Below are 24,919 nucleotides of genomic sequence, written 5' to 3'. Positions count from 1 at the left end.
TGCGGGTGAGTGGTCTAGACGGGTGAGTCGAGCGGGGGCGCGCGACGTACTGGTGGCCGACGACGAAGCGAGCGGTCGGGTCACCGTCGGGGGCTTGAGGCGCGCGGCAGGTGACCCGTCGTAATGGCAGGCACCGTCTGGGAACTGGATGCCGAGGAGACCCTGGCCTGGCTCGCCGCGGGAGAAGTGGCCAGAGCGGCACCACGGTGATCACGGGCAATCCGTGCTGCGGAGTAACTCGTCGAAGCGGTGCCGACGCGGCGTAGTTCGGCCTCGGAATCGACAAGTTCAGATTGGGCCGAGCTGACGAACTCCGAGGCGAAGCCGAACCGGTCAGCGAGCGCATACGCGTCGTCGTCCAAGTCGTTGACCTGTTCTCCCGCCGCTTCCAGCGCCTCCCGGACACGCTCCAGAGCGCCGTGTTCGGGGTGAAGGAGGTGGTCAACTGCCCGCTGAAGGCTGGCCCCGTCTTCGGCCGCCCGGATCTGGTCCGTGATGCTGAGAAGCTCGGCTCCGGCGGCGTAGGGCCCGAGGGCATGCACCGGAGGGCTCATCCGGGCCGTGTCGAGGGAGGGCGGAAGGGTGATGTCATAGCGAGCGGCTCGAAGCATCTCGGCCGCATGGGTGGCGATGGCGACCTGCTCGGCGAGCGGAGTGGTGGTGGGAAGGCGATGGCGTCGGCCGTGCCAGTCGTCGATCTGCTTGAAACCGGCGTGGCGGAGGAGCTGCGCGGAGAGGTCATCGGTAGCGCCCTTGGCAACGACGCTGCCGCTGAACTCGGACGTGATGGTGATCGAGGTAGGCACGGAAGTCTCCGGGGCAGAGGGAGCGAAGGACCCGTTGCAGATGGGCCAGTGGACAGAGCGTCCGGCAAATTCGAGGTTTGGCCCGGCCGAGAATTGCTGGTAGAGGCCGCACGGTGGCGGTCAGCCGGGTGTCCGACCTCCGGGAACACCGGTACAGCGGTTGGTGCTGAGAACGATCTTGTTCAGGGCATGAGTGTGCTGACCCGGTTCTCGTACTCGCGGCGGGCCTTGCGCTGGTCTGCGAATGCTGGATCGCTCTGATCATCGTGTCCGGCGTGAGTAGGGCCGGGTCCCGAGCCGGGCCGACCGGGACGCGGAGCCTGGGTGCGGGCGGGCGATGCATTGGTACCTGATGGGCTGCCGTGCCTCACGTTCAGGTGATTGCCATGGCCAGGGTCGCCTGTGAACCGGCCTCACGGCCCGAGAATCTGGGATTGTCGTTGCGGCCCAAGTCCGCCCGCATCCGCCGGCCCGAGGGCCAGCTCACCGTCGGGAGGTCGACCTCCGCGATCGCCTTCAGTCACAGCTCCATTCGAACGCCGCAGGCATCCACGTGGGTGACCTCCAGGCCGTGCGCGCGCATGAGTACGCGACGGTGTGCGACGACCTCCTCGCTGCCGCCGCCCGGATCGATCGGTCGGTATTGGGCTCTGCTACCGCCTGGTTCGTAGTGCACCGGCGCACACAGTCGATCTCTTCACCACCCGCGCCCTCCGTCACAACCTCTGCCTGCCCGGTCCGCCGGCGCGTTCTCCTCGTTTGTCCTGCAGGGGCTGGGTGCGGGGCGGCAGGCCGCCCGGCAGGAGTCCGCAGCCCGGGTCGTCCGGAGCTGACTGGTCGCGGTATGTCGAGGAGCGGAGTTGGTATGGCGGTTGAGATGACGTCGCCGGAGCGGATCGAGCGGCTGAAGGCGATGCTGGTGGGTGAGACCCGGAGCCGGCGGGCGGGCGCGGCGCTGGCCTCCGCGCCCGAGAAGTCGAACAACCTGCTGCTGGCGGTGATGCTGCACGGTGCGAACCGGCTCCGGGAAGGGAGGGAGTTGACCGATCTGGAGCGGGTGCTTGTGGATGCGCTCAGGACGGTCGTGGACAACGAGGAGGTGAAGGAGTGGGGCCTGGCCTACCGGGAGACGGTGAGGACCGCTCTTCCGCGGAGGCTGATCGTTCCCTTGACGATCACCTCGCGGCCGTCCTCGTGGGGGTATTCCATTGCTGATCTGCGGCGGCGGATGCCGGATCTGGCGCAGGAGGCGTGGGAGGCGCCGAACGTGTCGCTGCTGCGGTGGGAGGACTGGGTGGCTGGCCGCGTCGAGGAGGACGCGGCGTTCGTGGAGGCGATGGGGGAGACTGGTTTCGCCGTCACCGGCATCGCCCGCTACCCCGCCTCCTCCGCCGGGACCCTTTCCGAGGACACTCCCGCGCCGGAAGCACCGGCGGCGACAGCGGGGAATGAAGCTTCGTGGCAGGCGAGGCTGGACATGGAGAGCTTCTACGTCGAACGCGCGGTCGGCGATCAGGGCGGGGGCCGCGACGAGATCTACTTCTCCGCCTCCTCAAGCGCCGGCGGCGGCGGACAGGCATTCATCTCCGAGGAGTTCGGCGCCGTCAAGAAAGGCCAGACGCGCGAGTTCTCCAGCGACAAGAAAGTCTTCCTGGACCTAACGGCCCGCGGCTCGATCGTGACCGGCATCCAGGTGTGGGAGGCAGACCAGAGCAACGCCGAGTGGTACGACAAGCTCCAGCTCGCCCTCCATACCGCGGTCCAGATCATCGAGGAGACGCTGGAGAGCAACCCCGTGAGCAATCTGGTCCCGGTGCCCGACCCGGTCTCCATCAGCTGGGAGATCGCCAAGGTTTTCATCGGGCTGATGGATACCCTGCGCAATTACGACGATCTCTCCTGCTCACGCAGCTTCGTGCTGACCCGCGAGGACATGGCGATCCTGGTCCACCGGCCAGAGCTGGAATGGAACTTCAACGGTGACGGCCACCACAAGCTCCGCGTCCGCTACACCGGTGACCGCCCCTCCTACCCCACCGGCGCCCTCTACTGCGTCTCCCGCACCCAGGACGGCGAAGAGGCTGGAGAGTGGAGCCTGCCGGCACCGTTCGGCTGGACGGCCCAGACCGCCCCCCGTGCCGTTGTCTACAACGACAGGCTCTGCGTCTTCTGGGCCCAGCCGAAGGGGGCCGTCATGTCGAGCTGGTATGACGGCACCGCGTGGACAACCCCGCAATACGTGATCCTGAACACCGACCACCCGGCAGCACCGGTCCCGGCCAATGGCACGCTGGAATGCTGGGTGAGCGGGGCCACTTACGGGAAGATCCACTACAACCGGATGTACGCCGACAGGTGGCCAAGCCCGAAGAGCTCCATGAATGATATGGACACCGTGGTCGGCCCTGCCCTGGCCGGGCACGCGGGACGGCTCTGGGTCGTCCGCAGCGCCTTCAAGAACGGCAACGCGCTGATCCTGCGCGGCCACATGTCAGCACGTGACAGCCGCTTCGGTGACGAGAAGACTCTGGCAACGTCCTCCGATCCCTTCGGCACTTGCTCGATGGCCCATGGCCGGGGCCGCATGTGGATCACGGCCCTGCAGGACCGCACGCAGATGCGCACGTATTGGAGTTCTAAGGATCAAGCCCCCGACGAGGCGTCATGGCAGTCCGAACGCGGCCCGCAGGGGGAAAGCAAGAACAGTCCCGTTCTGCACGTCGACGGCCAGAACCTGTGGTGCGCGCACACCGACATGGACGGCAAGCCCTACCTCAGCCGGCGCGTCAACGAAACGAACAGTTCCCCCGGCACCTGGAGCACCCCCGTCCCCATCGGTGAACAGGACCGACCGGCCGTTCTCGACACCCCCGGCATCGTCACCTACAAGGGCCTCATGTACGCCTTCTACCACGCCTGAGACAGCAAACCCGGCCGGAGAAGGGCAGCCAGCGTCCCCGGCCCCGGGGAACATCGGTACAGCAGCTATCGGTCAGAACGATCATGGTCACGGTGTGAGTGCGCTGACCCGGTTTTCCTACTCCCGGCGGTCCTTGCGCTGCGCCGGGACCGCAGGGAGGCCCTGGCCGCCGTCGAGCAGCGGACAGCGGGCGAGGAGCTGGCGGTGCACAACGGGGACGGCGCTGACGCGCAGGGTGTAGCCCTGGCCGCGCCGTACGGTCGCCCCCTGGTCGAGCACGGCGCGCTGGGCGGGTTCCATGCCGGTGGTGCGGAGGTAGTCAGCGACCTTGCCGGGCATGTCGAGGGTGACCGGCAGCTCCGGGGCGGGGGCGTCCTCCTCGCTGGCGGTGTGGTCGGGCATGAGGTCGGCGACGACGGTACGGATCGCCGCGCGGCTGACGCCCGTGGTCGCGGGCGAGAGCGGCGATGGACCGGCCTTCCAGGTACGCGGTGCGCACGTGGTCGGCCTTCGCGGCCGGGACGGCGGGGCGGCGTCCGCCCTTGTTGCCCTTGGCCTCGGCGGCGAGCCCGCAGTCCGTCGTAGGTCAGCTCGCGCTGGAGTTCGCCGGCGGCGAGGGTCTGCACCATGAACTTCACGGTGGACAGCAGCTTGCCGGTGCGCCGGTGGCGGGCGGTGAAGTCCATCGCGGAGAACGCGCCGTCGTGGATACGGAGGGCGACCTGGTCGCGGTGGAGGACGTCGAGCACGTCGGCCCTCGGCCGTCGCCACCCTGGTCGAGCGCACCAGCCGCTACGCGGCCATCGTCGCGCTGCCCGACGGCATCAAGGCCGAACAGGTCACTCCGCATCTCACCAGGAATCTCCTCGGCATCCCGCCCCAGCTACGACGAACGCTCACCTGGGACCGAGGGTGCGAGATCGCCGAGCACCAGGCCATCACCGCCGAGACGGGATGCCGATCTACCTCTGCAAGCCGCGCGGCCCGTGGCGGCGCGGCACCTACGAGAACACCAACCGGCTGCTTCGGCAGTACCTGCCCAAGGGCGCGGACCTTCGCAGGTTCAGCCAGGCCGACCGGGACGCCATCGCCCACGAGCTCAACCACCGCCCGCGCAAGATCCATTGCTACCGCACTTCGGCAGAGGTCTACGCTGACCTTCTGAACAGCGGTGATGCGCTGACCGCTTGAGCTCGCCATCGTTTGACGCCAAGCAGGGATGATCGAGAACGCATCGGAAGAGCCACCGCGAGCCCGCCGCTAGTCCAAAGAGTCCCGCACATGCGCCCGCCGGTGGCCTTGACCTTCGCCCGAACGGATCCCAGGCAGCAAGTGCTGACTCGCCACTCGTGATCGCTCTTTGTGTTCAATCGATGACGTTATGTAAGGTGCCGGCAGTTGCTGATCTTGGGCGTCAGCGTTGAGCGAGGGGTACCCATGAAGAAGAACCGGCTCATCTGGACGGCTGTTGGACTCGTTCTGAGCGGGGTGGCAGCCGTGGGCGCCACCCATGTGCAAGCCGCTGCCCCGGACGTCACGGTGGTGAGGAGTGCCCTGTCCGAGCCGGGTGGGAACGCGATCGCTCGCTGCCCGTCTGGCAGCAAGGTCATCGGCGGCGGTTACCAGGGCTACGGCGTCTTCGCCAACGGCGGCACTGCTTATGACATGGTCGAGGCCAACTCTCCCACCGGCGACGCGGTAGGTTGGGTAGCCCGCTTCCACGAAGGTCGCGTCGCCGCCACCGCGATCTGCAAAGTCGGGGCCTCTGTCACGGTGGCGAGCAGTGCCGGGTCCGAGCCGGGTGAGAACGCGATTGCTCGCTGCCCGTCCGACAGCAAGGTCATCGGCGGCGGTTACCAGGGCAACGGCGTCTTCGCCAGCGGCGGCACCGTTTACGACATGGTCGAGGCCAGCTCTCCCATCAGCGACGCGGCAGGTTGGGTAGCCCGCTTCCACGAAGGCCGCGTCGCCGCCACCGCGATCTGCTCCACCACCTGATCAGGCAGATGGCCGAGACGACGCCTACGACGCGGCCGATGGCCCGCCCCCGGAGACCTTCACCCTCGACATCACTCCGGCCGCGCAGACCCTGCACCACACCGGCCTTGCCCGAACTCCACCTCGCCCGCACCTGAACAGCGGGGCAGTAGCGTGCTACAGCCGCACATCCAGCCGCCAAGGGGTCAGCACGCGCGGGTTGTGGTGACCCTGCAGTGACCACATCGTTCGTGGAGTGCGGACCGGTCGATCTTCGCTGCCGACGCCTGAGGTCGGGCGGAGACGCATCCGCCACAGACCGCTGGCCGGCATGCGCGAGGCGCCCAGCTCTTGCTCAGAATCCGCATGGCCGACACCAGTCGACGGGAAGGAACACAGAGGTGAACGACGCAGATCGCATCAAGGAGCTCGAAGAAAAGCTCCGCCAGCTGGACGTGAAGAATGAGCACTTCGAGCGACAGGCCCAGCGGCTTGAGCAGGAGCGGGACCAGTGGGAGAAGAAGTACAAGGAGACGAATGAGAAGTACACGAAGGCACAAGCGGAGCTCGCCGAGCTTGAGGCAACGATGCAGGGCCTGTGAGCAGCGTTCTCCCCTAGACGTCTGCGTCCTGGCCCTACTCAGTCGTGGTCGGCCTCGTCATCGTCCGTGTCCAGTTCCGGCGCGTCCGGGTCGTGCAGCGGGCGCAGCGCTCCGGCGGCCGGGACCTGGGCGGTGAAGCTGTAGCGGCTGAGCAGGTTCAGGTTGCGGTGCTTGAGCGAGGACAGGCGGGCGATGTCCTCGTTGCGGAGTTCGTGGCCCTCGGCGCGGAGCTGGGCGACGGCGGCGTCGAGGTACTTCGTGGTAAAGCACGATGGCGTTGAAACCAGGCCGAGTGAGCCGAGCTGGTCCTCCATGCCGTCTCGGTACGCCTGGTGGATGGTGCCGCGCTTGTCGTGGCACACGTCTCGGGCGAGCTTGTGGCCGGACTCCTGCACAGTGAGCTGCCGGTTCATCTGACGGCGGTACGTGTCGTCCACCGGGTCGACCACCCGAAGCAGGTGTTCGGTCTTGGTGATTCGTCCGTACTCCGCGAATGCGGTGCCCAGCGGGGTCGGGCCTCCTTGAGGATCTGGATCAGCGGTCGCGTGAGTACGTGACGCGGGGGTCAACCGGCCGAACCGCCGCTGTGTTGACGGCGGAGGCGGGGACCGGCGCCCTGCCCAGGATACCGGCACGGGCTGGGCTGGCGGCGAGCGCGGCGGCGCTCATCGGAGACGCGCGAGCGGGACCATGGCCGCGCTCACGGACGGCGGCCGGCGTGGTAGCAGGGCGGGGCCGAGCCGTCACCTGTTGAGCGAGGCGGGGCTGCACTGCGACCTGGAGCCCCGAACGGTGCAGGGCCACCGTGGCGTTGGCGACTTTCCCCAGCGCCTCGACGCGATCGGTGGTCGCGGGGAGCGTGTAGATGTCCAGGCTCGAGTTGTGCCGCCAGCCGTCCTCCACCAGCGTGAGCCCGCTGAGGCCGGAGACACGGTCGTCGAGGGCTGCGACGATGCCGAGCTGCGGGTGATCGGCGAAGGCGACGTCTGGTTCACCGAGCGGGCCGCGGTCGCGTACCTGTGCCGTGTCGGGCGCCGGTGCAGGGTCAAGTGCGACGTCCACATCGACCTGGTAGCCGGCCTTGCGCAGCAGCTCGATGGCCCGGCTCGTACGGCCGTGTCCGTCACGGTTCTGGTCGGCCAGCGCGTACAACGTCGGCTGGTCGGGGACGGGATGGAAGTCGAATCCCTTGAGCATCCAGGTGCTGGCCGCGAGGTTCTTCGGGTTCGCGGCGACGATGCCGTGGACGGGGTGGTGGCCGAAGGCCAGGTCGGGCAGCACGTCGTAGTGGCTGGGCATGGCAGATCCATCCGAGGCGGGTGCGGTTACAGGTGCGGGCGACGGGCGGATCAGTTCTGAGGGTGCGGTGCACGGAGGACTCCTGGATCGCGGTCGGTCAGAGCCGGGGAGCGGATGAGGAACTGGCCGGTGGCGGCGCGACCCGCGCGGAAGACTCCGGCGGCGGACCGGTCGGGAGCACGCGCTGGCCGACCGACGGCGAGGAGGCGAGAGCGACCCTCGCCCGGGATGGAGCGGAGTCGGGCGGGAGCACGGTGGCGGCGCGCGCCTCGCCGGAACGTTCCTGCTCCTGGCGTGTCGGTACGCCAAGCTGGTCTAGGCGGGCGTCGACAGCGGAGAGGAGATCCGGCACGCTGCCGCCGTGGCGCGCATGCGGACCGTCCGGCTCGGAGTCGTAGATCACCTCGTAGACGGCAGGCTCGACGGACCGGTGGCGGGTGACCATCCAGCTTTCCGGGGACTCGGGGTACTCGGAGGGCGGCTCCTGCGGCGGCGAGATGATCAGCGAACTGCCGTCGGGAAGCTCGGCGTGGACGATGTAGTCGCTGAGGCCGTACTCGACGGTGCCCTCCAGGCCGCGCTGCCCGAGCGCTGAACGGAGGGCAGCCTGAAGGCGACGCGGATCGGATGTGGCGGTCGGGGGCGGGGTTTCGTGGTGCATGGAGTTCTCCGTTGCGAACGCCCCGCCGCACGGCGGGAGCCGACAGGGCGTGGAGCTTGAAGGAGTGCGGTGGTCCATGAGGATCTGGTGATCGGGCAGTTTGGCGCTGCCGTGACTGCGTGCTAGGGATCACCGCGAGCGACCGGGATCCGGCGGCTGCGATGCCGGCGGGACCTGGGGCGAAGCAGGTGATACGGCAGGGGTGTTGTGCGTCCAGCGGGTCAGGGCGACGCGAGCCCGCTCGGTCTGCGCCGGCCGTTCGGCGTCCGCCCGGTGAACTAGGTATTCACCGACACGCACCAACGCCGGCCCCTTGAAACCGAGTTCATGTGAGTAGTGCCAGCCTTCGGTGTTGCGGTGCTCCTCGGCACGCTCCTGGTAGAGGTGGAGCACACTCGGCTGCGAACCGTCCATAAGCGCCATGACGCCGTCCCATTTGTGCCGCAGCTCCTCCGCCCGGAACAGGATGGTGTCGATCCCGCGTATCCGACGGAGGTCGTCACTGATCGGCCCCTCGATGTAGTCGGGGCCGTCGGCGGCGGCGCGGACCCCGGCCAGGACCTCGGGGCCGTGGTCGAGGAACACCTCGGCGTGCTCCCACGCTTCGGCGTCCCGCTTGACCTTCCCGTCCCCGTAGACCTTGTCGTCCAGCGGCCAGCCGGCCGCGTCGCAGAGCGAGTCCGAAACCGCGTCCCAGGCGTCGCACGCCTCGTTGATCCCGGCGGCGGCCGAGGCCAGTGCCGTGAGGTGCCGTCGCCACGCCAAAGGGTCGGTGGCCTGCGACGGCTGGTTGTCACCGGAGGAAGGAGTGGAAGAAGCAGACATGATCGATTCCCGTTGCTGTGCTGGTCGTTGGGCTATGTCTCTACTCCCGCGGGTTCGATCCCCGCGAGCACGTTGTTGTGACCTGCAGGTGCAGGTCAGCGGGGGTTCACTCGACGGAATGAAGAATCCGTTGTTCCATCGGGATTCCTGAAGCCTTGGCTGTATATCTGACGCAGGCGCCAGTTCTGTGAACCGAGCGGCCGATGACCCTTGCTGTCGTCCGTAACCTGGCCTCGGCCCGAGCCCTACGCACGGCCGAGGAGGTCGAGGTCTTCGAGCAGGAGATTGTCGACCAGTACGCGTTGGCGATGGCATCTGCCGGCCTGACCGATGGCTACATCGGAAGTAGTCGGTCGGTGGTGATCGACTTTGCACGAACCCTATAGGGCCCGTTGTGGACGGCTACCTGCGACGACGCGGATCGGTTTCTGGCGGGCCTCCGGCGGCTGGGCAACACCGCCAACACGCGTGCTGGCAAGGCCAGCACGGTGGCGCAGTTCTTCAACTTCGTGATCAATCGCTACCAGGGCGACATCCACGCGCTGACGGGATACGTCGTCGAGCAACCGATCGACGAATACAACCGGCCTCCGGGCCGGGCAGCAGGGGAGCTGCGCATCCCTCCGTCCGACACCGAAGTTGATGTGCTCTTCCGCCAGTGGCGCGCGAGCATTCCCGAGGCGCGTAAGTATCTTTCCGCGGCGCGGAACTACTTTGCCGCCTCGCTCTGGCGACGCCTGGGCCTGCGGATCAATGAGACGGTCATGCTCGACATCCGCGACTGGCGCCCCGATCTCGGAGAATTCGGGAAGCTGCAGTCCGGTTCGGCAAGGGCAGCAGAGGCCGCGGCCCCAAGCCCCGGCTTGTCCCCGCGATCAACGGCGCGGACCAGCTGATCGATTGGTGGCTGGCCGAAGTCCGCCACCAGTTCGGGGCTGACTGGTCGAACGCGGACGCGCCGATGCTGCCCAGCGAGCGCCACGACGAGCTGCTTAACCGGTGTGCACGGGTCGGCGACGATGCCCTGCGTCAGGCCCTGAAGGCCCAGACGAAGCTGTGGCTGCCTGCATGGGTCGGCCACCTGACTCCCCACGTTCTTCGTCACTACTGCGCCTCCTCTCTGTATGGCGACGGGATGGACCTCAAGGCGCTTCAGGAATTGCTCGGGCACGAATGGCTGTCCACCACGACCCGCTACATCCATGTGCGCAGTGAGCACATCGAACGGGCGTGGACTCAGGCCAACCAGCGGCTCGAAGCTCGATTCGGAATGGAGGTGTGACCTCGTGCGCTGGAATCTGAGGATGAAGGCAGCCGAGCACGGCATCTGGAAGTCCACGGACATGCGCCGCCAACTCGCGGCGGCTGGGCTGGAGATCAGCGCGGGGAAAATGTCGGCGCTGTGGACCGGCACTCCTACCATGATCCGCCTCGATGACCTGGACGTGATCTGCTCGGTTCTCGACTGCGACCCCACCGCTCTGCTGATCAGAGAGCCCGACAAGGTCGCTGCACTCCGCCCCGAGCAGCAGCAGGCAGCGTCCGCCACGTCGGACACTTCCGTGGTGGTCACGCCACGGTTCGGACGCCCCCGATCGGAACCGCCCCTGTGAGCATCCCGCCGCCCTCGAAGTGCGCGATCTGCCAGGTCCACCGCGTTGCATGGACCAAGCCGCGGATGGACTTCTGTTACGAGTGCCTGCCCGGAGGCCCCGTCGCGCCACCTCCGTGCCGAAGCTGCGGGACCGTGACCGGTACTTCAGCCAGGGCCAGTGCGACTCGTGCCACCCCGGCGCGCCGATGTATCCCGGGGCGTGCCGCAGCTGCCTGGCTTGGGGCGTCCATCGCGCCCACAGCTGGTACTGCTGGAGCTGTCGCTGGTGGGCAACCCACTATCCGATGGCCGAATGCATGGTGTGCGGCTTCCACACGACGATCGGCGACGCCGGAATGTGCCGCCTCTGCAGCGTGGAAGGACGCCGCGTGAAGGAACCCGGCCGGGCGGTCGACCTCGCAGCGCTATGCCGCAACGGCCAACAGCTCTACCTGGCCAGCCTATACCACACCTACGTGCCGCGTGGCAAACGACACCGCTCGCATGGTGAATCGGCAACCGTCGAGCCGCCTCAACACCGCCTCGAAGTCGCTCAGTTCACCCCGCTGAAGTGGAGGCAACTGCTGCTGCGGAAACTGGGCGCCAGTCCCTGGCGGAGGTCAGCCGCAAGGACTTCATCGCCGCTCTCCCAGCCAGAGGGGCGCAGCGCAACTTCGCCGAGCAAGGCTTCCGGTCGCTGTTCAAGGTCCTCAAGGCCCGGAAGATGATGTTTACCGATCCGACGCGTGGGCTTCCCATCACTCCCGTCAACGCCACGGTTCCCCTCCCACTAGACAGCGAGGCTATTTGCAAGGCGCTCAGCTCACCGGACCCTGCCGTGGCCTTGGCCGTCGCGCTCGTCGTGTTCCACGCGTTGACCAGCCCGCAGCTGGCTGGGATGCAGCTGACCGACATCCGGGACGGACGCCTCAAGCTTCAGGACCGAACAATTTCGCTGGCCGGCCCGGGTCCTGACCCGCTTGACCGCCTATCTCGACCACCGGACGAGGACCTGGCCCGCCACTCTCAATGCCCACCTCTTCATCAACCGGAGGACCGCCCCACGAACCACACCCGTCAGCCGAAACTTTCCCTGGGTCGCTGCCCAGTTGAAGCCCCAAGCGCTGCGGGAGGACCGCATCCTGCAGAAGATCCACGCCACCGGCGGGGACGTCCGACGCATTTGTGATTTGTTCGGACTCTCGATCACTGCCGCACTCCGCTACACGAACACCCTTGAGCACCAGGATCTGGCCGGCGGCTCCGCCGACACCGTGGGGACTCATAGCGCGAGCTAGGCAGGCACCCGAGCGTGACCCCCACCCACCACCGACTGTTACCTCGGCATCTGATTCGCCCTGGCGCAGTCACCTCGCGCGCTGTGCGCGCCGGTTCCGCGCGTCCCCAACCGCACCCTCGTCGTCACTGGTGCGGCTCACGCCAGCGCGCGGAACGATCAGCTTTCTCTTTGTTCCCGGAGCCGGATGAGTGAACGAGCAGCGGCCAGGAGTGCCGCGAGGTAAATGGCCGCGAGCAGGGTGGTCAACTGTGCCCAGGGAACGCTCAGGACGAAGCCGGAGATCCGGTTGGCGATGATCACGGTAGGCAGCAAGGCGATGACCAGACCGAGCAGGGTGCTGACCGCTATGAGGGCTGCCTGCTGGTAGAGCAGGATGCGCCGAGTCCAGGCAGGGGGCAGTCCCAGGGCGGTGAGGCCGACCATGTAGCCGCGTAGTGTCCGGATTTGGCCGCGGATAGCCGTCAGTACTGTGGTCAGGACGAGGAGTACGAGCGCGACTGCGGTGGCGAGCAGTGCCGCCGGTGCGACGGCCGGCTCGGGGGGCACGTAGATCCGTGCTGCACGTCCGTCGTGCCCGGAGGTGATGAGGGCTTGCTGAACGGCTTCGGTCTGCGTGTCCGCAAGGCCGGTTATCATGATCGGCCCCTGAGGAGGCATGGGCAGCCGAAGCTCGCTCGCTGTGGATCGGAGCATGATGCCGTCGCTGCCGGCTCGCCACTGGGTCGGTGCCGCGTCCACCGCGACCATCGGGAGTTCTGGGGTGCGGCCAAGGGTCTTGTCGTCCTGGTGCACGACGAGGCTGGTACGTGCGGAGGTGCCTTCTGGGGCGCCCGGGGCATCGGACCAGATCAGCAAGCCTCCCTCGGTCAGAGTGGCCAACTGTTCACGGCCCAGGGAATGCCCGAGCAGGCGCTCGGCGTCGGCAGGGGATTTCACGGTGAGGAAAATGGTGTCGCTGCCCGGCCGGGTGGCTGAACGGGTGACGTTGTCGCTGTCCATGGTGTAGGCGGGAGTGATCTCGAAGCGGGGGTGGCCGTCCAAAAGGCCAGTTGCCTCTGCGGCCCGTAGCACGGACTTCGTGGGGGCGAAGCGGTCACTGGTGCTGTCGGCCAGCAGGATCTGGCCGGACAATACGTCGGGGTGCCTCTGCGTGTCGGCCGTGCGCAGCAGCGTGTCCAGGAGGGCGAGGAATCCTAGGGAAGCTCCGAAGAGGACCGTGAGTACGGCGAGGGAGGCGGAGGCGCGGCGCGAGTCGGCGGCCAGCTGCCGACGGGCGAGCCGGGAGCGGGGGCCCTTCTCGGGGATAACCTTCAGCGACAGTGCGAACGCCTCGGGGATGACCAGCAGCACAGCGACGGTCACCAAGCCGGTCAGGGTCATGGCCATAGCCGGGGAATCGACACGGACTGCGTAGACGGCTGTGGCGCACCAGGCGATCACTGCCAGTACCTGGCGGGTATCCCGGATGCGACGAGACGTTTTGGTGGTGGCTACGTCGCCAGTGGAGCGGCCAGTCTTGTCGCGGTTGGCCGGCGCCGCGGCGTGGCGCCGGTCATCGCGTGCCAGCGCCAGCCCTGCGAACAGAGAGGTGAGCACGATCAGGATGAGCAGGCGGAGGGCGGGATCGGCGAGTCCGTCGATGGGACCGGCCGGACGCTCTCTCAGGTGGGAGACGAGGAGGCGGGCAGCCGCACCCACGCCGAGACCGGCTGCGGCTCCTGCGGTCGCCGCGATAAGGGACCAGGCCAGCGTGGCGAGAGTGAGGCCAGCCGCTGCGGTACGGCGGGAGATGCCCAGGGAGGTCAGGGAGCCTGCGGTGCGCCGAAAGCGCCGGTCGTTCAGCCCGAACACCAGCAGTACGGCGCCCAGCGGCACTAGGAGGGCCGGGACCGTGTAGCCGGCTGGGGTCTTCTCGATCCAGAATCCCTCCCCGCTGCCCTCTTCCCGCAGGGAGAGCGTGTTGGCGACGGCGATGTCACTTTCAGACTTTCTGTTCTGCTCTTTCTCCCAGTCGCGGATTGCGGCGCTGAACGCCGTGATTGCGCTCTTGGGCTCGGCGCCCGACCACAAGAGGAGGGGCTGGGTGGCCAAGATGGGGAAACCCTCGACCAGGTTCTCGTCCAACGCCGCCCACGTGCCAGGGCCTGCCAGCAGGTTCGTGGTGCTGGCATTACGGTCGTCGGCCGTGCCGACCACCTTGAGGCGGACGTCTCCCAGCACGGTCAGCTCTCTGCCCGGTGCGGTCCGCACGTCTTGGGGCTCGGTGACGACGACCTCGCCCGGACCGGTCGGCCAACGTCCGGACTGAAGGTCGTAGCGACGCGGGTATGGGTTTGAGCTCCAGTCAGCCTCGAACATGGTCACATTGCGTGCCGGCGTGGTATCGAGCTGGACGTCGAAGGCGCTGAGCATAACCAACGCATCGGTGATGCCTGCCTGTTGCAGGCGCTCTCGCAGCTCTGGGGCGAATGTGTCGTCCCCGGGCGGGAGCTGGATGCTGCCGTAGCCCACCGACGCATCGAACCGGCCCATGTCCCGATCGGCGACTTGCGCTCCGGACAGCGACAGGGTCTTGAGCACGATGAACATCGCCATGACGAAGACCGCGGCAACGAACACCGTCAGGGTGGAGCGGACCAGAGCGCGCGAGCGTCCCAGCCGCCGTGCCAGCCGGAAGGCCAGCCGCAATTGCTGTCCGGCAGCGGCCTCCGCGGATCGAGGCTTCACGAACGACTCTCCAGCCGGCCGTCCACGACCTCGTAGACGGTGTCGGCGTAGTCCCGGCAGCGGGGATCGTGTGAGCAGATCACGGCCAATACGCCCTCGTCGCACAGCGTGCGGATCAAGGCAAACAGTTCCTGGGTGGCAGCGGAGTCCAGTGCTCCGGTCGGCTCGTCCGCCAGGAGCACCGCGCGCTGTCCGGTCAAGGCGCGCGCCACACCTACACGCTGGCGTTGCCCGCCGGAGAGCTGTGAGGGAAACCGGTCTTCCAGGCCGGGAAGGCCAACCCGCGCTAGCTGCCGCAGGGCTTCCGAGCGGGCTTGTGCGGTCGGTAGGCCGAGTGCTTCCAGGGGCAGGGAGACGTTCTCTGCTGCCGTGAATTCCTGGATCAGGTTGTGGTCCTGGAACACGACGCCCACAGTGCGGAGCCTGAGATCAGCTCGCTGTTTATCACCGGCGGTCCCCACCTCGACGCCGCCGACCTGGATCTCGCCGGTATCGGCGAGATCCAGACCTGCCAGCAGATTGAGCAGAGTCGACTTCCCCGAACCGCTGGTGCCGTAAATGCACACGAACTCGCCCGGTCGTGCCTCGAAGTCCACATCCCGCGCGGCCCACACAGTCTCCACTTCGGAGCGGTAAGCCTTGCAGACCCCCCTGGTCCGGATCAGCGCGGCATCTACGGCCTCAATCAATTCAACAACCGCCTGAGGTTCGGAACGACGAAACTTCGTCGCTGTTCAAGGGAGAGACGTTGTTGTCGTTGCTGCCCCTGCGCATGCCCTGCTTGTCCCCGCCGCCGTTGGCGTTGCCAGCCATGCAGCCATCGTAGCTCGCAGAGCGGTTCGCCCAGGAGTCCATCTCGTCGTTCTTCTCACCGCTCAGATTTGCGAACGAGCTCTGGCCGTGGGCGCGTTCGCCGATCAGCCAAGCGAAGTCGTTGTTGCCCCACAGGCACATGTTGTTCGAATTGCACTCGCTCAGGGCGGCGTTAGCCGTGCTGGGCGTCATCGCCAGGGCGGCGAACAGGAGCGCGGTCGAAGCTATGACCTTCTTGGCTCTCTAAATGTCTCCTAGGCTGGTTGAGCGGGCTGCAAGTCGTCCGACAGGTGTCGCTCGGAGTCGACAGATCATGTGCGTAGGCATACTTACGATTCAAGGGGAACAGTGGCATCACGCCACACATTGGCCACTCTTTCGACACGGCTTGACGACAGGTCGTCCATGTGTCGGAGGTCTGGGCGGATGTTCGATCTCGAGCGACCGCTGAGCCTCATGCGTGCGTGCGGGTTCCGTGTTGGACGACCCGAGTTCGCCCCGGATGCCCGCGAGACATTCGACCGATATCGGGTCCTGGGTGCCACGAGTCACTCTTCGGTTACGCTCGTCATCGCTAAACCACCCTTCGGTTCACGGAGATCAGGGCGTCGGTATTCGTGAACTCACGGACCTTGGCCGCCATGCGGGCGTCTGTGTTGAACAGGTCACGCTCGGCCGGGTGAAGGATGTGCTGGGTGATGAAGGAGCGGCCGGCGACCTTCCACAGACCTCGGCCCTTGGTCAGGGCGGACACCGCCTGGGTCTCGACGCCGGTCAGGCCGAGCAGAGAGGCAGCGGCGGCGAGCTGGTCGGGCTCCTGGCGGTAGATGATGCGCGTGCTGCAGTCCGCGAGGAGCCCCTCGGCCAGGACTCGGCCGCGTGAACCGGCGTCGCCCGCCGAGAGCAAGTCGCTGAGGCGGTGGATCACCATGAGGTTCGCGATGCCCAGCCCTCGGGAGAGCTTCCACTGGCTCTGCATCCGCTCCAGCAGCCCGACGTGCCGCATCAGCCGCCACGCCTCGTCGTAGATCACCCAGCGCCGACCACCATCGGGATCGCTGAGGGCTGACTCCATCCATGCGCTCGCGCACGTCATCGCGAGCACCAGTGCCGTGTCGTCACCGGAGCCGCCGAGACGGGAGAGATCGATGGACAGCATCGGTGTGGTCGGGTCGAACGACACGGTGCTCGGCGCGTCGAACATGCCGCTCAAGTCGCCGTGCACGAGACGTCGCAGGGCGTGGGCGAGGTCCTGGGCGGCTGAACCGAGGTGCCCCGCCTGGTGGCCGAGGGCGTGGTCGAGGCGTTCGGGGGAGCCGAGTACGTGCGCGATCTCGCCGAGCAGCGGCACCGTGCCCCGGGCGGCGGCGTCGGCGACAACCAGATCCAGGGCCAGGTCGAGGGCGGTGTGCTCCATCGGCAGCAGGTCGCGCTTCAGCACGGTGCGGGCGAGGCTGGCCAGCAGCAGCAGACGGCGCTTGCGAACCTCCGTGAACCAGTCCTCCTCGCTCACGGAGGCGGGGCGGGCCGGGGCGTCCAGCGGGTTCAACCTGCCGGGAAGCCCCGGGCCCAGGGCGATGCTGTAGCCGCCGAGGGCCTGCGAGACACCGGTCCACTCCCCCTTGGGATCGCAGGGGATGTAGACCCGGTAGCCGTGGGCGATCGACCGGGTGGCGATCGACTTTGCCAGCGCCGACTTGCCCATGCCGATGATCCCGGCCAGGACCGCGTTGGGGTTGGTGAAGCCCTCCACCCTGTTGCTGTTGTAGAGCGAGAACGGGTCGAAGCAGAAGGCCGCCTCCGCGTGCACATCGCGGCCGATGAACACCCCTTCGGCGCCCAGGCCGCCCTCGGCCACGAACGGGTAGGCGCCGCTGGCAGTCGCGGTGGTCATCCGGTGGGCGGGCAGGGCGAGCTTGCCGCCGCGGGCGGAGGCCGGACCGGGGCGACCGGCGAGCGGGTAGGTGGGCCGCAGATCCGGGTCGAGGGTCTGCTCGGCGCGGTGCTTGGGCGGGTTTCCGGCGACGCGTGCCTGGCGGCGGGCTTCGGTGAAACCGGCTCGGGCGACCCGCTGTTCGGCGCGTGTCGTCTTACGGGGCACGAACAGAGGGGAGGCGCTGGCGCGGGTACGGGGCATGAGCGTTTCTCCAGGTGAGGGGTGGGTCAGCGGCGAACGAGGCCGGTGAACGGGGCGTGCAGGTCGGCCGGGGTGGTGCGCCGCCGGACGAGATGAGCGGTGCGCTGGTGGCGCTGGCAGATGGTCAGTTCCGGTGCTCCCTCTGGAAGGCCGGCCTGGCACGCCTCCGGTGCGGGGATCTCGCCGGAGTCCGGCCGGGGCGCCGCGTGGTAGGCGGCGTGGAGGTGCTCGGCGGCCTGCCAGATGCGGGTGCGGGCGGTATGGAGCTGGTCGCCCTCGACAGCGACGAGCTGCCCGGTGCGACCGGCGTGGGCGTCGAGCAGCCCGTACAGCGAGACGAGGTGGGCGTGCAGGGTGTCCAGCTCGGCCCGGGTGGTGACCAGCGGGCCGCCCGGGATGTTGAGTGCCCGGTGGAAGTCGAGCGCGGCGGTGGCGAAGGGCACGAAGTCCTGCGCGGTCGGGCTGGCGGTGCGGGACATGAGGGTGCTCTTTCGAAGGGAAGGGTCAGGCGGCGAGCGCAAGCGGCAGGGCGGCGGCGGTGAACGCCTCGGCCTGCTGCCAGGTCAGCAGCCGGAGATCGAGCTGGGCGCCGACAGCGGCGGTCTCCACGACGGCGCAGGCGGTGCGCAGCTCGTCCTCGGTGTCGGCCGAGACGGTCAGCAGACCGGTCAGGGCGACGTCGGCGTGCCCGGCGATGAGCTGGCGTTCGCGGGACTTGATGTCCTGGTACTCGATCGAGTCCGCCTCGGAGTCGACCTGGCCGCGCCGGGCCCGTTCGGCGGCGTCGGCGATCACGCTGGACTTCTTGCGCTGCACGTCGCGCAGGGCGGCGTCGAGGTTCTTCGGCTCGTAGGAGAGCGACAGCGTGCGCCTCACCCCGCCGGTGAACAGGAGCTGGTGCAGGAAGCCGGCGCTGGTCTCGGTGCGCGGCCAGTTCTCCACCCAGTAGGTGGCGTGCACGGCGGAGTCGGTGGCGATGTGGTCCGCCTTCTCGACGACCACGACGGGTCCGGCGGCGGCGGGCTCGGCCTCGGGGCGACCGGCCGTGGACCAGCGGTCGAGTGTCGCCAGCGCCTTCGGGTCGTAAGAGGTGCGCACCACGGCGGCGATCTCGCGGGCGGTGAGCCAGCCCGTCGGGGTGAGACCGGCGGTCCGCGCCGCCTGGTCGAACGTGGAGGTGAGCTGGGCGAGGACACTGAAGGCACCGGTGAGACCGCCACCGGCCTGGTTGATCAGCCGACGGGCCGCCTTGGTGTCCAGGGACACCGCGACGTACGCCTCGTGCGGGGCGGCTGCGGGACCGGCGCTCTGGATCAGCTCGTTGTAGATCGCGCCGGCCATCGGGGTGTCGGGGCGGCCGTGCTCTTCCCAGTAGCGGCGCAGCGCGTCGCCGGAGTCGGGGATGGTGCGCTCGATCACCTGGATGCTGGCGATCTGCCCGGTGCGGGCGAGGGCTGCCAGTGCGCGTCCCCAGCCGCCGACGTTGGCCTGCTGGGTGCCGGGGTCGAGCAGGGCGTAGGCGCGGGAGGAGACCTTGACCACCGCGGCCAGCGTCCCGGTGTGCGGGTTGTGGACGGCGCCGTACTTGCCGTCGGGAGCAGTGGTCACGCGCAGGCTGGCAGCGGTGCCGGGAAGGTGGAGCAGTCCCTCGCGGGTCGGCCGGCGGGAAGGGCGGGTGAGCCAGACGAGCTGGCCTCGCATCCGGCGCAGCGCGTACCGGACGACGATCGGGGCCCAGTCGGCCAGAGCACGGCCTCGGTGGCGGACGAAGACGAGCAGGGCGATCACGGCCCACAGCGGGATGAGCTGGAGGGCGCCGACCACACCGCGGGCGAGGATCACGGCGAGAAGGAGAAGGCCGGTGAGCCCGGCGACGACCAACTGCGGGACGGACAGGCCGAGCAGGACGCCGCGCCTGCTGCGGTGCGGGAACTTCACGGTGGGCGTGGAGGACTGGTGCTTGCCGGACATGGTGGTTCCAGACGGTGGGAGCGGGCGGAGGACGGGGCGCGCGGCGCTCTTCTGGACGTCATGGCGAAACCTTCCTGCTGGTGGGGGAGGCGGGGGCGGGCCGCGGAGTGCGGCCCGGGCCGGCCGCCCCCTTGCAGCCCCGACGGCCAAACCCCCGGCGGGGGGGTGGGGTCGCGGGGGGCCGGCCGCGCGCCCCCCCCCCCCCCCGGGGATGTGTGGGTCAGGAACCCGACGGCGGCCGGGTGGGATACACCCAGTTCGCCGGCGTCGCGGAGCCGGTGGCCGACGGTCCGGACGCGGCCGCCGGAGTGCCCGAGGCCGAAGGTCCGGGGCCGGCTGGCGGCATGGAGGTCATACCGCCGCCCGGAGCCGACGCGGCTGCGAGGTGACCGGAGCCGCCCGCAACGCCTTGGGCAGTCGATTCGGACCCTTCCGATTCGTCCTCGCCAGGACGTGTGATCAGCGGCGGGATCCCGGGGCGCTGGATCAGAGCCCGGCCCTTGTCGCCGCTCGCGTCCGGGTCTTCGCCGTACCGGAAGCGGGTCTGCTGCTTGGGCTGCCCGGCGTCGATGCCCTCCTTACTGAGGTTGCCGCCGGAGGGGTCGATGCCGCAGGCGACACCATCGGTCCCCGCTCCCGGGACCTGGTTCGGACCCTGCGGAGCTGGGGCGCCGGTACCGGCCCGCAGCGCGAGACTGCCTGCGGTCTTCGCGGCTCCTGCGGCGACCGCCATGCCAGCGACACCGGTGCGGTGCATGTCGTCGTGGCCGCCGCCGTCGCTGGCCCAGTGGACGAACTTGTACGTCGCGTAGGGGCAGAGCAATACCAGGACCATCACGACGATGCCGGCCATCGCGTCGGACAGGGCCGCCATTCCGTCGCTGGCGTCGGTCTTCCCCATGGCGGAGACGCCGATCAGGAAGACGACGGTCATCAACAGCTTGGAGACGATCAGGGTGCCGGTGGCCTCGATCCAGCCGCGCCGCCACCGTTTGGCGACTTCCCAGCCGCCGCCGGCACCCGCGAACACCGCGAGCGCGACCATGATCAGGACGCCGACCTTGCGGGCGACCATCACGCCCCAGTAGAGGAAGGCACCGATTGCGCACCCGAAGGCGACCAGGGAAGGGACGCCCCAGCCGAGGCCGTACATGGCCCCCATCTGGTCGACCTTGATCACACGGCGGATCGCGTCGTCGATCGAGGTGTTGGCGGCTTTGAAGAGGCCGTCGGACAGCGCGTCGACCACGGTGATGGCGACGGTGGTGAAGGCGATGGCGGAGAAGCTGAACAGGACTCCGGTCATGGTGCCGAACGCCGCCTTGGCGAGGGCACGTTCGTCGCGGCGCCAGGCCGCGGTCATGAGCTGGATGCAGAAGATGCCGACGGTCAGGGCGAGGCCGATGGGCAGCAGCAGCTCGTAGTTGTCGCGGAACCACCCGGCGTTGAGGTCGATGGCCGTCGTCTTGTTGACGGCCTTGGCTGCCAGGTCGGCCGCGCTGGACGCCAGCTCGCCCGCCGACTTCGCGATCCACGCGCCGAGGCCGTCGGTGACGGTTCCGGCGGGGTTGGTGGCGAAGTCGACGGCGCCGCACACCTTGTCCATCAGCGGGAAGTCGCAGACTCCCATGGTTCGTACCTCCGTTCTGGGGCGAGGGTCAGGGCGCGACGGACGGCATGACGCCGACCAGGGCGCAAGGGTGGTTGGGTCGGCACTGGACCGCGAGGGTGGTGGAGCGGCTCTCCGCGCCGCCGGCAGCCGAGCCCTTCCAGCGAATCGACTGCTTGCCGGAGACCGTGACGGCGTAGACGTACGCCTGAGCGATCGCCCCGGGGTCGTCCTGGAGGGCCTGGGTGAAGGCGTGGGGGAAGTGCCCCTCGTTGATCTTGGCTGTGGCGACCTGCTTGTTGGCGGCCATCTCCCTCCACAGCGTGGCCGAGGGGACCACCTGGTCGACGGAAGTCGGATCGGCGTACTTCGACTCCGTGGTCAGCCAGCCGCGCAGCGCCTTGCGCAGCTCGGGCTGCGAGTACGCGCGGGTGTCGTACGACCACAGCGCTGCTGCGGCGGCCTTCCCGTACGTGATCGGGTCGTAGGTTTTCGGCGGAACGGGCAGAGCGCGGGGCCGGGTGTGCGGCCCGGACGATGTCGCGGGCGACGAGGACGCCGTGGGCGAACTCGGCGGTGGGGAAGCAGTATCGGAGGGGCTTCGGGCCTCGCGGGTGAGGTATGCGGCCAAGCCGGCGAGGGTGACGAGCACCGCCAGGACGGCAGTGCCGAGCAGCGCCCGGCGGCGCACGCGAGATGCGCCGCCGGGGTGGGTGGAGTGCTGAGCCATCAGTGGACCTGCGTCCCGAGCGTCGAGAAGAACGCCACCACACCGTTGGCCGCACCGAGAAGAAGGGCCGCACCCGCGCTTACCAGCACGCCCTTCTTCCCGTTCGCCTCGGCCTGGTGACCACCGGAGTGGTGACCCCAGGCCCACACGCCCGCACTGACGGCGAGGGCTCCGACCACGGCGATGAGTCCGAACAAGTTGATCGAGCCCATCACCTGCTTGAGGACGTTGAGGCCAGGGAGCCCGCCCTCGTTGGGCTTGATTCCGGGGTCGTAGGCGAGCTGTATGACCTGTTCAGCGAGATACACGGGAACTCCAGTTCGAATGAGCGCACGCCAAAGCCCGGCGGGGCGAACCAGCGGTGCGAGGGGGAGGTGAGGAGGGGAGGAGCACCGGTCAGACGACTCGGCGGGCGGCGAGAATCCGCGATTTCCAGGACGCGACGGTGGTGATCCGTACGACGTCACCGGTGTGCGGGGCGTGGACGATCAGGCCCTGCCCGATCGCCATCCCGACGTGTTCCGGTACGGCGGCCGTCCCCTCGGTGAAGAGGAGGTCGCCCGGCTTGAGGGCATCGACCGAGACGGCCTTGCCGTCCTTGACCTGCGTGTACGTGGTCCGCGTCAGGGTGACCCCGGCGGCCTTGTACGCGCCCTGCATCAGGGAGGAGCAGTCGCAGCGGCCCATCGGGTTCTTGCCGTGGGAGTCGGTGCACGTGCCGCCCCACTGATACGGGGTGCCGAGCTGGCCGAGCGCCCACCGGATCGCTGTCTGTACCTTCGGCGGCGCGGAGGCGGGAATCTTGTACTCGTCCGGCAGGGCGCCCGCCGGGATGGTGCCGAAGTCCGTCCCGTCGCCGTCCGCCGAACAACCCCCCGCGGAATCGGGAGAGGAGCTGCCGGTGTCGGCAGAGCCGGACGGCGACGGGCTCGGCGATGGACCGCCGGCCTTCTGCAGCAGGGGCTCGATGGCCTTCTGTAGGGCGGTGGCCAGTGGCTCCCACTTGGCGTACGCCTCCGGGAAGCCCGACTTCTGCACCGCCTGGGCGGCCTGAGTCACAGATAGGGACTGCCAGCCGGAGACCTTCTTGAGCCCCTCATAGAACTTCGTCGAGGCGTGCACCGGGTCAAGGATCTGGCTGGCCGAGCCCCAGCCCATCGACGGCCGCTGCTGGAAGAGACCCAGCGAATCGCGGTCGCCGTAGGTCAGGTTCCGCAGGCCGCTCTCCTGCAGTGCGGTCGCCAGGGCGACGACCTGCCCTCGGGCGGGGATGTTCATCGCGACGCCCGTGGCCTGGATCGTCTTGGCGTTGGGCACCTGGTCGGCAGGCGCGTCCAGACCCGGCACGGAGACCGAGCCCTTGTCGCCGCCGTCCAGGATGGCCTTCACCTGCTTTGCGACGGCGGAGGCGTCCACACCCTGCGCACCGTCGGTCGAGCACGAAGCCGAGGCGGTCCCGGCACCGATGCCAAGGATCGGCAGTGCCAGCAGGAGTGGTCCGGTGGCGCACAGACCGACGAAGGCTCCCGTCGTCTTCTTCACGGCCGCCGCCGTTCAGCGCGACGGTGGTGCGGACCGGTCGAGGGAGGTGGGTCGGGGCGCGGGTGTGTCAGGGCAGGCTGCATCGCAGCGGCTCCTCGGTGTTCGAAGGAGACGCGGTGCCGACTTCTCGTGCAAAGCCGTCGGCACCGCGCCGATGTGCATCCGCCTCTCGGCGGGCCCGGGTCAGAGGAGTTGGTAGCTCCCGGACGCCGTTTTCAGGTCACGCGCGGCAGCCAGCCGCGCTCGTAATCTCAGGCAGTGCACAGGGGCCTCCTCACGGCGCTCGCGGGCAGATGGGCAACATGCCTCCGACGCTGCTCGATTGGACGAGACGGCACGGATAAGCACAGCTCAACGGGGGTGGAGCAGCGCTCCTTCCCGGTGGCACGGCGAGACAGTAGACCGGGATTCCGGCCGCGCCAAACGACTGCCATCCAGGGGCCCGAAGAGGGAGCCACCTCGTTAGGCGCGGCCGGAATTCGCCGTTAACCTCCGCTGCAACCTCGCACCGGATGCACGCCGTTGAGCGCTGTCCGGAGCAGGTCCAGACTCCGCCGCGCCCGAAGAGAGGCCCTCCCCATGAGCTACACGCTGCACCGAGGCGACGCCCTGACCGTCCTGAAGTCCCTCCCGGACGAGAGCGTCCAGGCGGTGATCACCGATCCGCCGTACAACTCCGGGGGCCGCACCAGCTCGGACCGAACCGGCCGTACCGCACGTGCCAAGTACGTCACGAGCAACTCGGCGCACGACCTCGCCAACTTCCCGGGTGAGAACCGCGACCAGCGCTCCTACCGCTCCTGGCTCACCGAACTTCTCACTGAGGCGTACCGTGCCTCGACCGAGCACGCGGTCGCGATGGTCTTCACCGACTGGCGCCAGGAGCCGACCACCTCCGACGCCCTGCAGATGGCGGGATGGACCTGGAGCGGCACGATTCCGTGGATCAAGCCTTCCAGCCGGCCCCGCAAGGGCGGGCCGAAGCAGGACTCGGAGTTCATCATCTGGGGCGTCAAGGGCTCCCTCGACAACACCCGCGATCTCTACCTGCCGGGGCACTACATCGCCTCCCAGCCTCGCAAGGACCGGGTTCACATCACCCAGAAGCCGGTCGAGGTCATGCAGCAGCTCGTCCAGGTCTGCCCCGAGGGCGGCACCGTCCTTGACCCGTTCACCGGCAGCGGCTCCACCGGGGTCGCGGCCCTGCGCGAGGGACGCCGCTTCGTGGGCGTCGAGCTGTCCGCGCACTACGCGGACGTCGCCGAGGAGCGGCTGCGGGCCGAACTGACGAAGGACGACTTCGAGCTGGCCGGACCGGAGGCATGATCGTGAGAGCGGAGAGAGGCCGGGGCCGGCGGCCCACAGACGCCAGAGGGGCGGCTGGTGCATCGACTACCCGATGCAAC

Annotated in this window: 24 protein-coding genes and 1 pseudogene; 9 read left to right on the top strand and 16 right to left on the bottom strand. The window is 68.5% G+C overall.

Annotated elements, in window-relative coordinates; all coding sequences use genetic code 11:
* Positions 1-80: 80 nt before the first annotated feature.
* Entirely contained in the window at positions 81-806 is a 726-nt protein-coding gene (locus tag ACFWRV_RS18035; protein WP_384335443.1) for a hypothetical protein, read from the bottom strand.
* 865 nt (positions 807-1,671) lie between these two features.
* Between ACFWRV_RS18035 and ACFWRV_RS18030 the strand changes: the two genes are divergently transcribed.
* A complete protein-coding gene (locus tag ACFWRV_RS18030; protein WP_384335440.1) occupies positions 1,672-3,726 on the top strand; it encodes a hypothetical protein in 2,055 nt (684 codons plus the stop codon).
* 117 nt (positions 3,727-3,843) lie between these two features.
* Here the strand turns inward: ACFWRV_RS18030 and ACFWRV_RS18025 are convergent, their stop codons facing one another.
* On the bottom strand, positions 3,844-4,128 hold the full coding sequence (locus tag ACFWRV_RS18025; RefSeq protein ID WP_384335437.1) for a hypothetical protein: 285 nt from the start codon (positions 4,126-4,128) through the stop codon (positions 3,844-3,846).
* Between the two features lie 552 nt (positions 4,129-4,680).
* On the opposite strand from ACFWRV_RS18025, the gene ACFWRV_RS18020 reads away from it, so the two are divergent.
* The 3 genes from ACFWRV_RS18020 to ACFWRV_RS18010 all read left to right on the top strand — a co-directional run bounded on the left by ACFWRV_RS18020 (position 4,681) and on the right by ACFWRV_RS18010 (position 6,305).
* Positions 4,681-4,917, top strand: coding sequence for a transposase (locus ACFWRV_RS18020; protein WP_384335434.1), 237 nt, complete (start codon positions 4,681-4,683; stop codon positions 4,915-4,917).
* A gap of 246 nt (positions 4,918-5,163) precedes the next feature.
* Complete coding sequence (locus ACFWRV_RS18015) at positions 5,164-5,724, top strand: hypothetical protein (RefSeq protein ID WP_384335431.1); 561 nt, start codon at positions 5,164-5,166, stop codon at positions 5,722-5,724.
* Between the two features lie 380 nt (positions 5,725-6,104).
* The gene (locus ACFWRV_RS18010; protein WP_384335428.1) at positions 6,105-6,305 is read left to right on the top strand and encodes a tropomyosin; all 201 of its coding nucleotides are present in this window, start codon (positions 6,105-6,107) and stop codon (positions 6,303-6,305) included.
* A 38-nt stretch (positions 6,306-6,343) separates the two neighbouring features.
* On the opposite strand, the pseudogene ACFWRV_RS18005 reads toward ACFWRV_RS18010, so the two are convergent.
* From ACFWRV_RS18005 to ACFWRV_RS17990, 4 genes and pseudogenes are all read right to left on the bottom strand, one after another.
* Positions 6,344-6,826: pseudogene (locus ACFWRV_RS18005) on the bottom strand (Tn3 family transposase); the annotation flags it as partial.
* Between the two features lie 13 nt (positions 6,827-6,839).
* Positions 6,840-7,604 (bottom strand): hypothetical protein, encoded by a 765-nt coding sequence (locus ACFWRV_RS18000; protein WP_384335425.1) that lies wholly within the window; start codon positions 7,602-7,604, stop codon positions 6,840-6,842.
* 97 nt (positions 7,605-7,701) lie between these two features.
* Positions 7,702-8,265, bottom strand: a complete 564-nt coding sequence (locus tag ACFWRV_RS17995) for a hypothetical protein (protein WP_384335422.1) — start codon at positions 8,263-8,265, stop codon at positions 7,702-7,704.
* Positions 8,266-8,394: 129 nt separating this feature from the next.
* Positions 8,395-9,090, bottom strand: coding sequence for a hypothetical protein (locus tag ACFWRV_RS17990; protein ID WP_384335419.1), 696 nt, complete (start codon positions 9,088-9,090; stop codon positions 8,395-8,397).
* 203 nt (positions 9,091-9,293) lie between these two features.
* On the opposite strand from ACFWRV_RS17990, the gene ACFWRV_RS17985 reads away from it, so the two are divergent.
* The 4 genes from ACFWRV_RS17985 (at position 9,294) to ACFWRV_RS17970 (ending at position 10,703) form a co-directional block, all read left to right on the top strand.
* Positions 9,294-9,476 carry a hypothetical protein gene (locus ACFWRV_RS17985; protein ID WP_384335416.1) on the top strand — a complete coding sequence of 61 codons (183 nt, stop codon included), beginning with the start codon at positions 9,294-9,296 and terminating at the stop codon, positions 9,474-9,476.
* A 102-nt stretch (positions 9,477-9,578) separates the two neighbouring features.
* Complete coding sequence (locus ACFWRV_RS17980; protein ID WP_384335413.1) at positions 9,579-9,986, top strand: hypothetical protein; 408 nt, start codon at positions 9,579-9,581, stop codon at positions 9,984-9,986.
* A 65-nt stretch (positions 9,987-10,051) separates the two neighbouring features.
* The gene (locus ACFWRV_RS17975) at positions 10,052-10,372 is read left to right on the top strand and encodes a tyrosine-type recombinase/integrase (RefSeq protein WP_384335410.1); all 321 of its coding nucleotides are present in this window, start codon (positions 10,052-10,054) and stop codon (positions 10,370-10,372) included.
* Between the two features lie 4 nt (positions 10,373-10,376).
* Complete coding sequence (locus tag ACFWRV_RS17970) at positions 10,377-10,703, top strand: helix-turn-helix domain-containing protein (protein WP_384335407.1); 327 nt, start codon at positions 10,377-10,379, stop codon at positions 10,701-10,703.
* A gap of 1,437 nt (positions 10,704-12,140) precedes the next feature.
* Here the strand turns inward: ACFWRV_RS17970 and ACFWRV_RS17965 are convergent.
* The 10 genes from ACFWRV_RS17965 to ACFWRV_RS17920 form a co-directional block, all read right to left on the bottom strand.
* Complete coding sequence (locus ACFWRV_RS17965) at positions 12,141-14,711, bottom strand: hypothetical protein (protein WP_384335404.1); 2,571 nt, start codon at positions 14,709-14,711, stop codon at positions 12,141-12,143.
* A complete protein-coding gene (locus ACFWRV_RS17960) occupies positions 14,708-15,334 on the bottom strand; it encodes an ABC transporter ATP-binding protein (RefSeq protein WP_384335400.1) in 627 nt (208 codons plus the stop codon). Before ACFWRV_RS17960 ends, ACFWRV_RS17965 begins: the two co-directional genes overlap by 4 nt.
* 67 nt (positions 15,335-15,401) lie before the next feature.
* A complete protein-coding gene (locus tag ACFWRV_RS17955; RefSeq protein ID WP_384335396.1) occupies positions 15,402-15,716 on the bottom strand; it encodes a peptidase inhibitor family I36 protein in 315 nt (104 codons plus the stop codon).
* Between the two features lie 382 nt (positions 15,717-16,098).
* The gene (locus ACFWRV_RS17950) at positions 16,099-17,661 is read right to left on the bottom strand and encodes an ATP-binding protein (protein WP_384335393.1); all 1,563 of its coding nucleotides are present in this window, start codon (positions 17,659-17,661) and stop codon (positions 16,099-16,101) included.
* Between the two features lie 26 nt (positions 17,662-17,687).
* Entirely contained in the window at positions 17,688-18,140 is a 453-nt protein-coding gene (locus ACFWRV_RS17945) for a DUF6238 family protein (protein ID WP_384335390.1), read from the bottom strand.
* Positions 18,141-18,165: 25 nt separating this feature from the next.
* Positions 18,166-19,632, bottom strand: coding sequence for an SCO6880 family protein (locus ACFWRV_RS17940; protein WP_384335386.1), 1,467 nt, complete (start codon positions 19,630-19,632; stop codon positions 18,166-18,168).
* Positions 19,633-19,852: 220 nt separating this feature from the next.
* The gene (locus tag ACFWRV_RS17935; protein WP_384335383.1) at positions 19,853-21,262 is read right to left on the bottom strand and encodes an ATP-binding protein; all 1,410 of its coding nucleotides are present in this window, start codon (positions 21,260-21,262) and stop codon (positions 19,853-19,855) included.
* A gap of 28 nt (positions 21,263-21,290) precedes the next feature.
* On the bottom strand, positions 21,291-21,971 hold the full coding sequence (locus tag ACFWRV_RS17930) for a hypothetical protein (RefSeq protein WP_384335379.1): 681 nt from the start codon (positions 21,969-21,971) through the stop codon (positions 21,291-21,293).
* Entirely contained in the window at positions 21,971-22,279 is a 309-nt protein-coding gene (locus tag ACFWRV_RS17925; protein WP_011029048.1) for a DUF6112 family protein, read from the bottom strand. Before ACFWRV_RS17925 ends, ACFWRV_RS17930 begins: the two co-directional genes overlap by 1 nt.
* Positions 22,280-22,367: 88 nt before the next feature.
* Positions 22,368-23,513, bottom strand: a complete 1,146-nt coding sequence (locus tag ACFWRV_RS17920; protein ID WP_384335376.1) for a C40 family peptidase — start codon at positions 23,511-23,513, stop codon at positions 22,368-22,370.
* A 579-nt stretch (positions 23,514-24,092) separates the two neighbouring features.
* On the opposite strand from ACFWRV_RS17920, the gene ACFWRV_RS17915 reads away from it, so the two are divergent.
* Entirely contained in the window at positions 24,093-24,839 is a 747-nt protein-coding gene (locus ACFWRV_RS17915; protein WP_384335373.1) for a DNA-methyltransferase, read from the top strand.
* The last annotated feature ends 80 nt before the right edge of the window (positions 24,840-24,919 follow it).

This window comes from Streptomyces sp. NPDC058576 (assembly GCF_042718715.1).
Lineage (GTDB): Bacteria > Actinomycetota > Actinomycetes > Streptomycetales > Streptomycetaceae > Streptomyces.
Note: the sequence above shows the minus strand (reverse complement) of the source record. Positions and strands in the feature narration are given on the sequence as shown.

Bases quoted from the DNA above. Each gene is read 5' to 3' on its own strand.
- ACFWRV_RS17975 (WP_384335410.1), top strand. From the start codon at position 10,052: ATGCTGCCCAGCGAGCGCCACGACGAGCTGCTTAACCGGTGTGCACGG.
- ACFWRV_RS17995 (WP_384335422.1), bottom strand. From the start codon at position 8,265: ATGCACCACGAAACCCCGCCCCCGACCGCCACATCCGATCCGCGTCGC.
- ACFWRV_RS17950 (WP_384335393.1), bottom strand. From the start codon at position 17,661: ATGCCCCGTACCCGCGCCAGCGCCTCCCCTCTGTTCGTGCCCCGTAAG.
- ACFWRV_RS17915 (WP_384335373.1), top strand. From the start codon at position 24,093: ATGAGCTACACGCTGCACCGAGGCGACGCCCTGACCGTCCTGAAGTCC.
- ACFWRV_RS17955 (WP_384335396.1), bottom strand. From the start codon at position 15,716: ATGACGCCCAGCACGGCTAACGCCGCCCTGAGCGAGTGCAATTCGAAC.
- ACFWRV_RS17945 (WP_384335390.1), bottom strand. From the start codon at position 18,140: ATGTCCCGCACCGCCAGCCCGACCGCGCAGGACTTCGTGCCCTTCGCC.
- ACFWRV_RS17990 (WP_384335419.1), bottom strand. From the start codon at position 9,090: ATGTCTGCTTCTTCCACTCCTTCCTCCGGTGACAACCAGCCGTCGCAG.
- ACFWRV_RS17985 (WP_384335416.1), top strand. From the start codon at position 9,294: ATGACCCTTGCTGTCGTCCGTAACCTGGCCTCGGCCCGAGCCCTACGC.
- ACFWRV_RS18030 (WP_384335440.1), top strand. From the start codon at position 1,672: ATGGCGGTTGAGATGACGTCGCCGGAGCGGATCGAGCGGCTGAAGGCG.
- ACFWRV_RS18015 (WP_384335431.1), top strand. From the start codon at position 5,164: ATGAAGAAGAACCGGCTCATCTGGACGGCTGTTGGACTCGTTCTGAGC.
- ACFWRV_RS18025 (WP_384335437.1), bottom strand. From the start codon at position 4,128: ATGCCCGACCACACCGCCAGCGAGGAGGACGCCCCCGCCCCGGAGCTG.
- ACFWRV_RS17930 (WP_384335379.1), bottom strand. From the start codon at position 21,971: ATGGCTCAGCACTCCACCCACCCCGGCGGCGCATCTCGCGTGCGCCGC.
- ACFWRV_RS18020 (WP_384335434.1), top strand. From the start codon at position 4,681: ATGCCGATCTACCTCTGCAAGCCGCGCGGCCCGTGGCGGCGCGGCACC.
- ACFWRV_RS17940 (WP_384335386.1), bottom strand. From the start codon at position 19,632: ATGTCCGGCAAGCACCAGTCCTCCACGCCCACCGTGAAGTTCCCGCAC.
- ACFWRV_RS17935 (WP_384335383.1), bottom strand. From the start codon at position 21,262: ATGGGAGTCTGCGACTTCCCGCTGATGGACAAGGTGTGCGGCGCCGTC.
- ACFWRV_RS18000 (WP_384335425.1), bottom strand. From the start codon at position 7,604: ATGCCCAGCCACTACGACGTGCTGCCCGACCTGGCCTTCGGCCACCAC.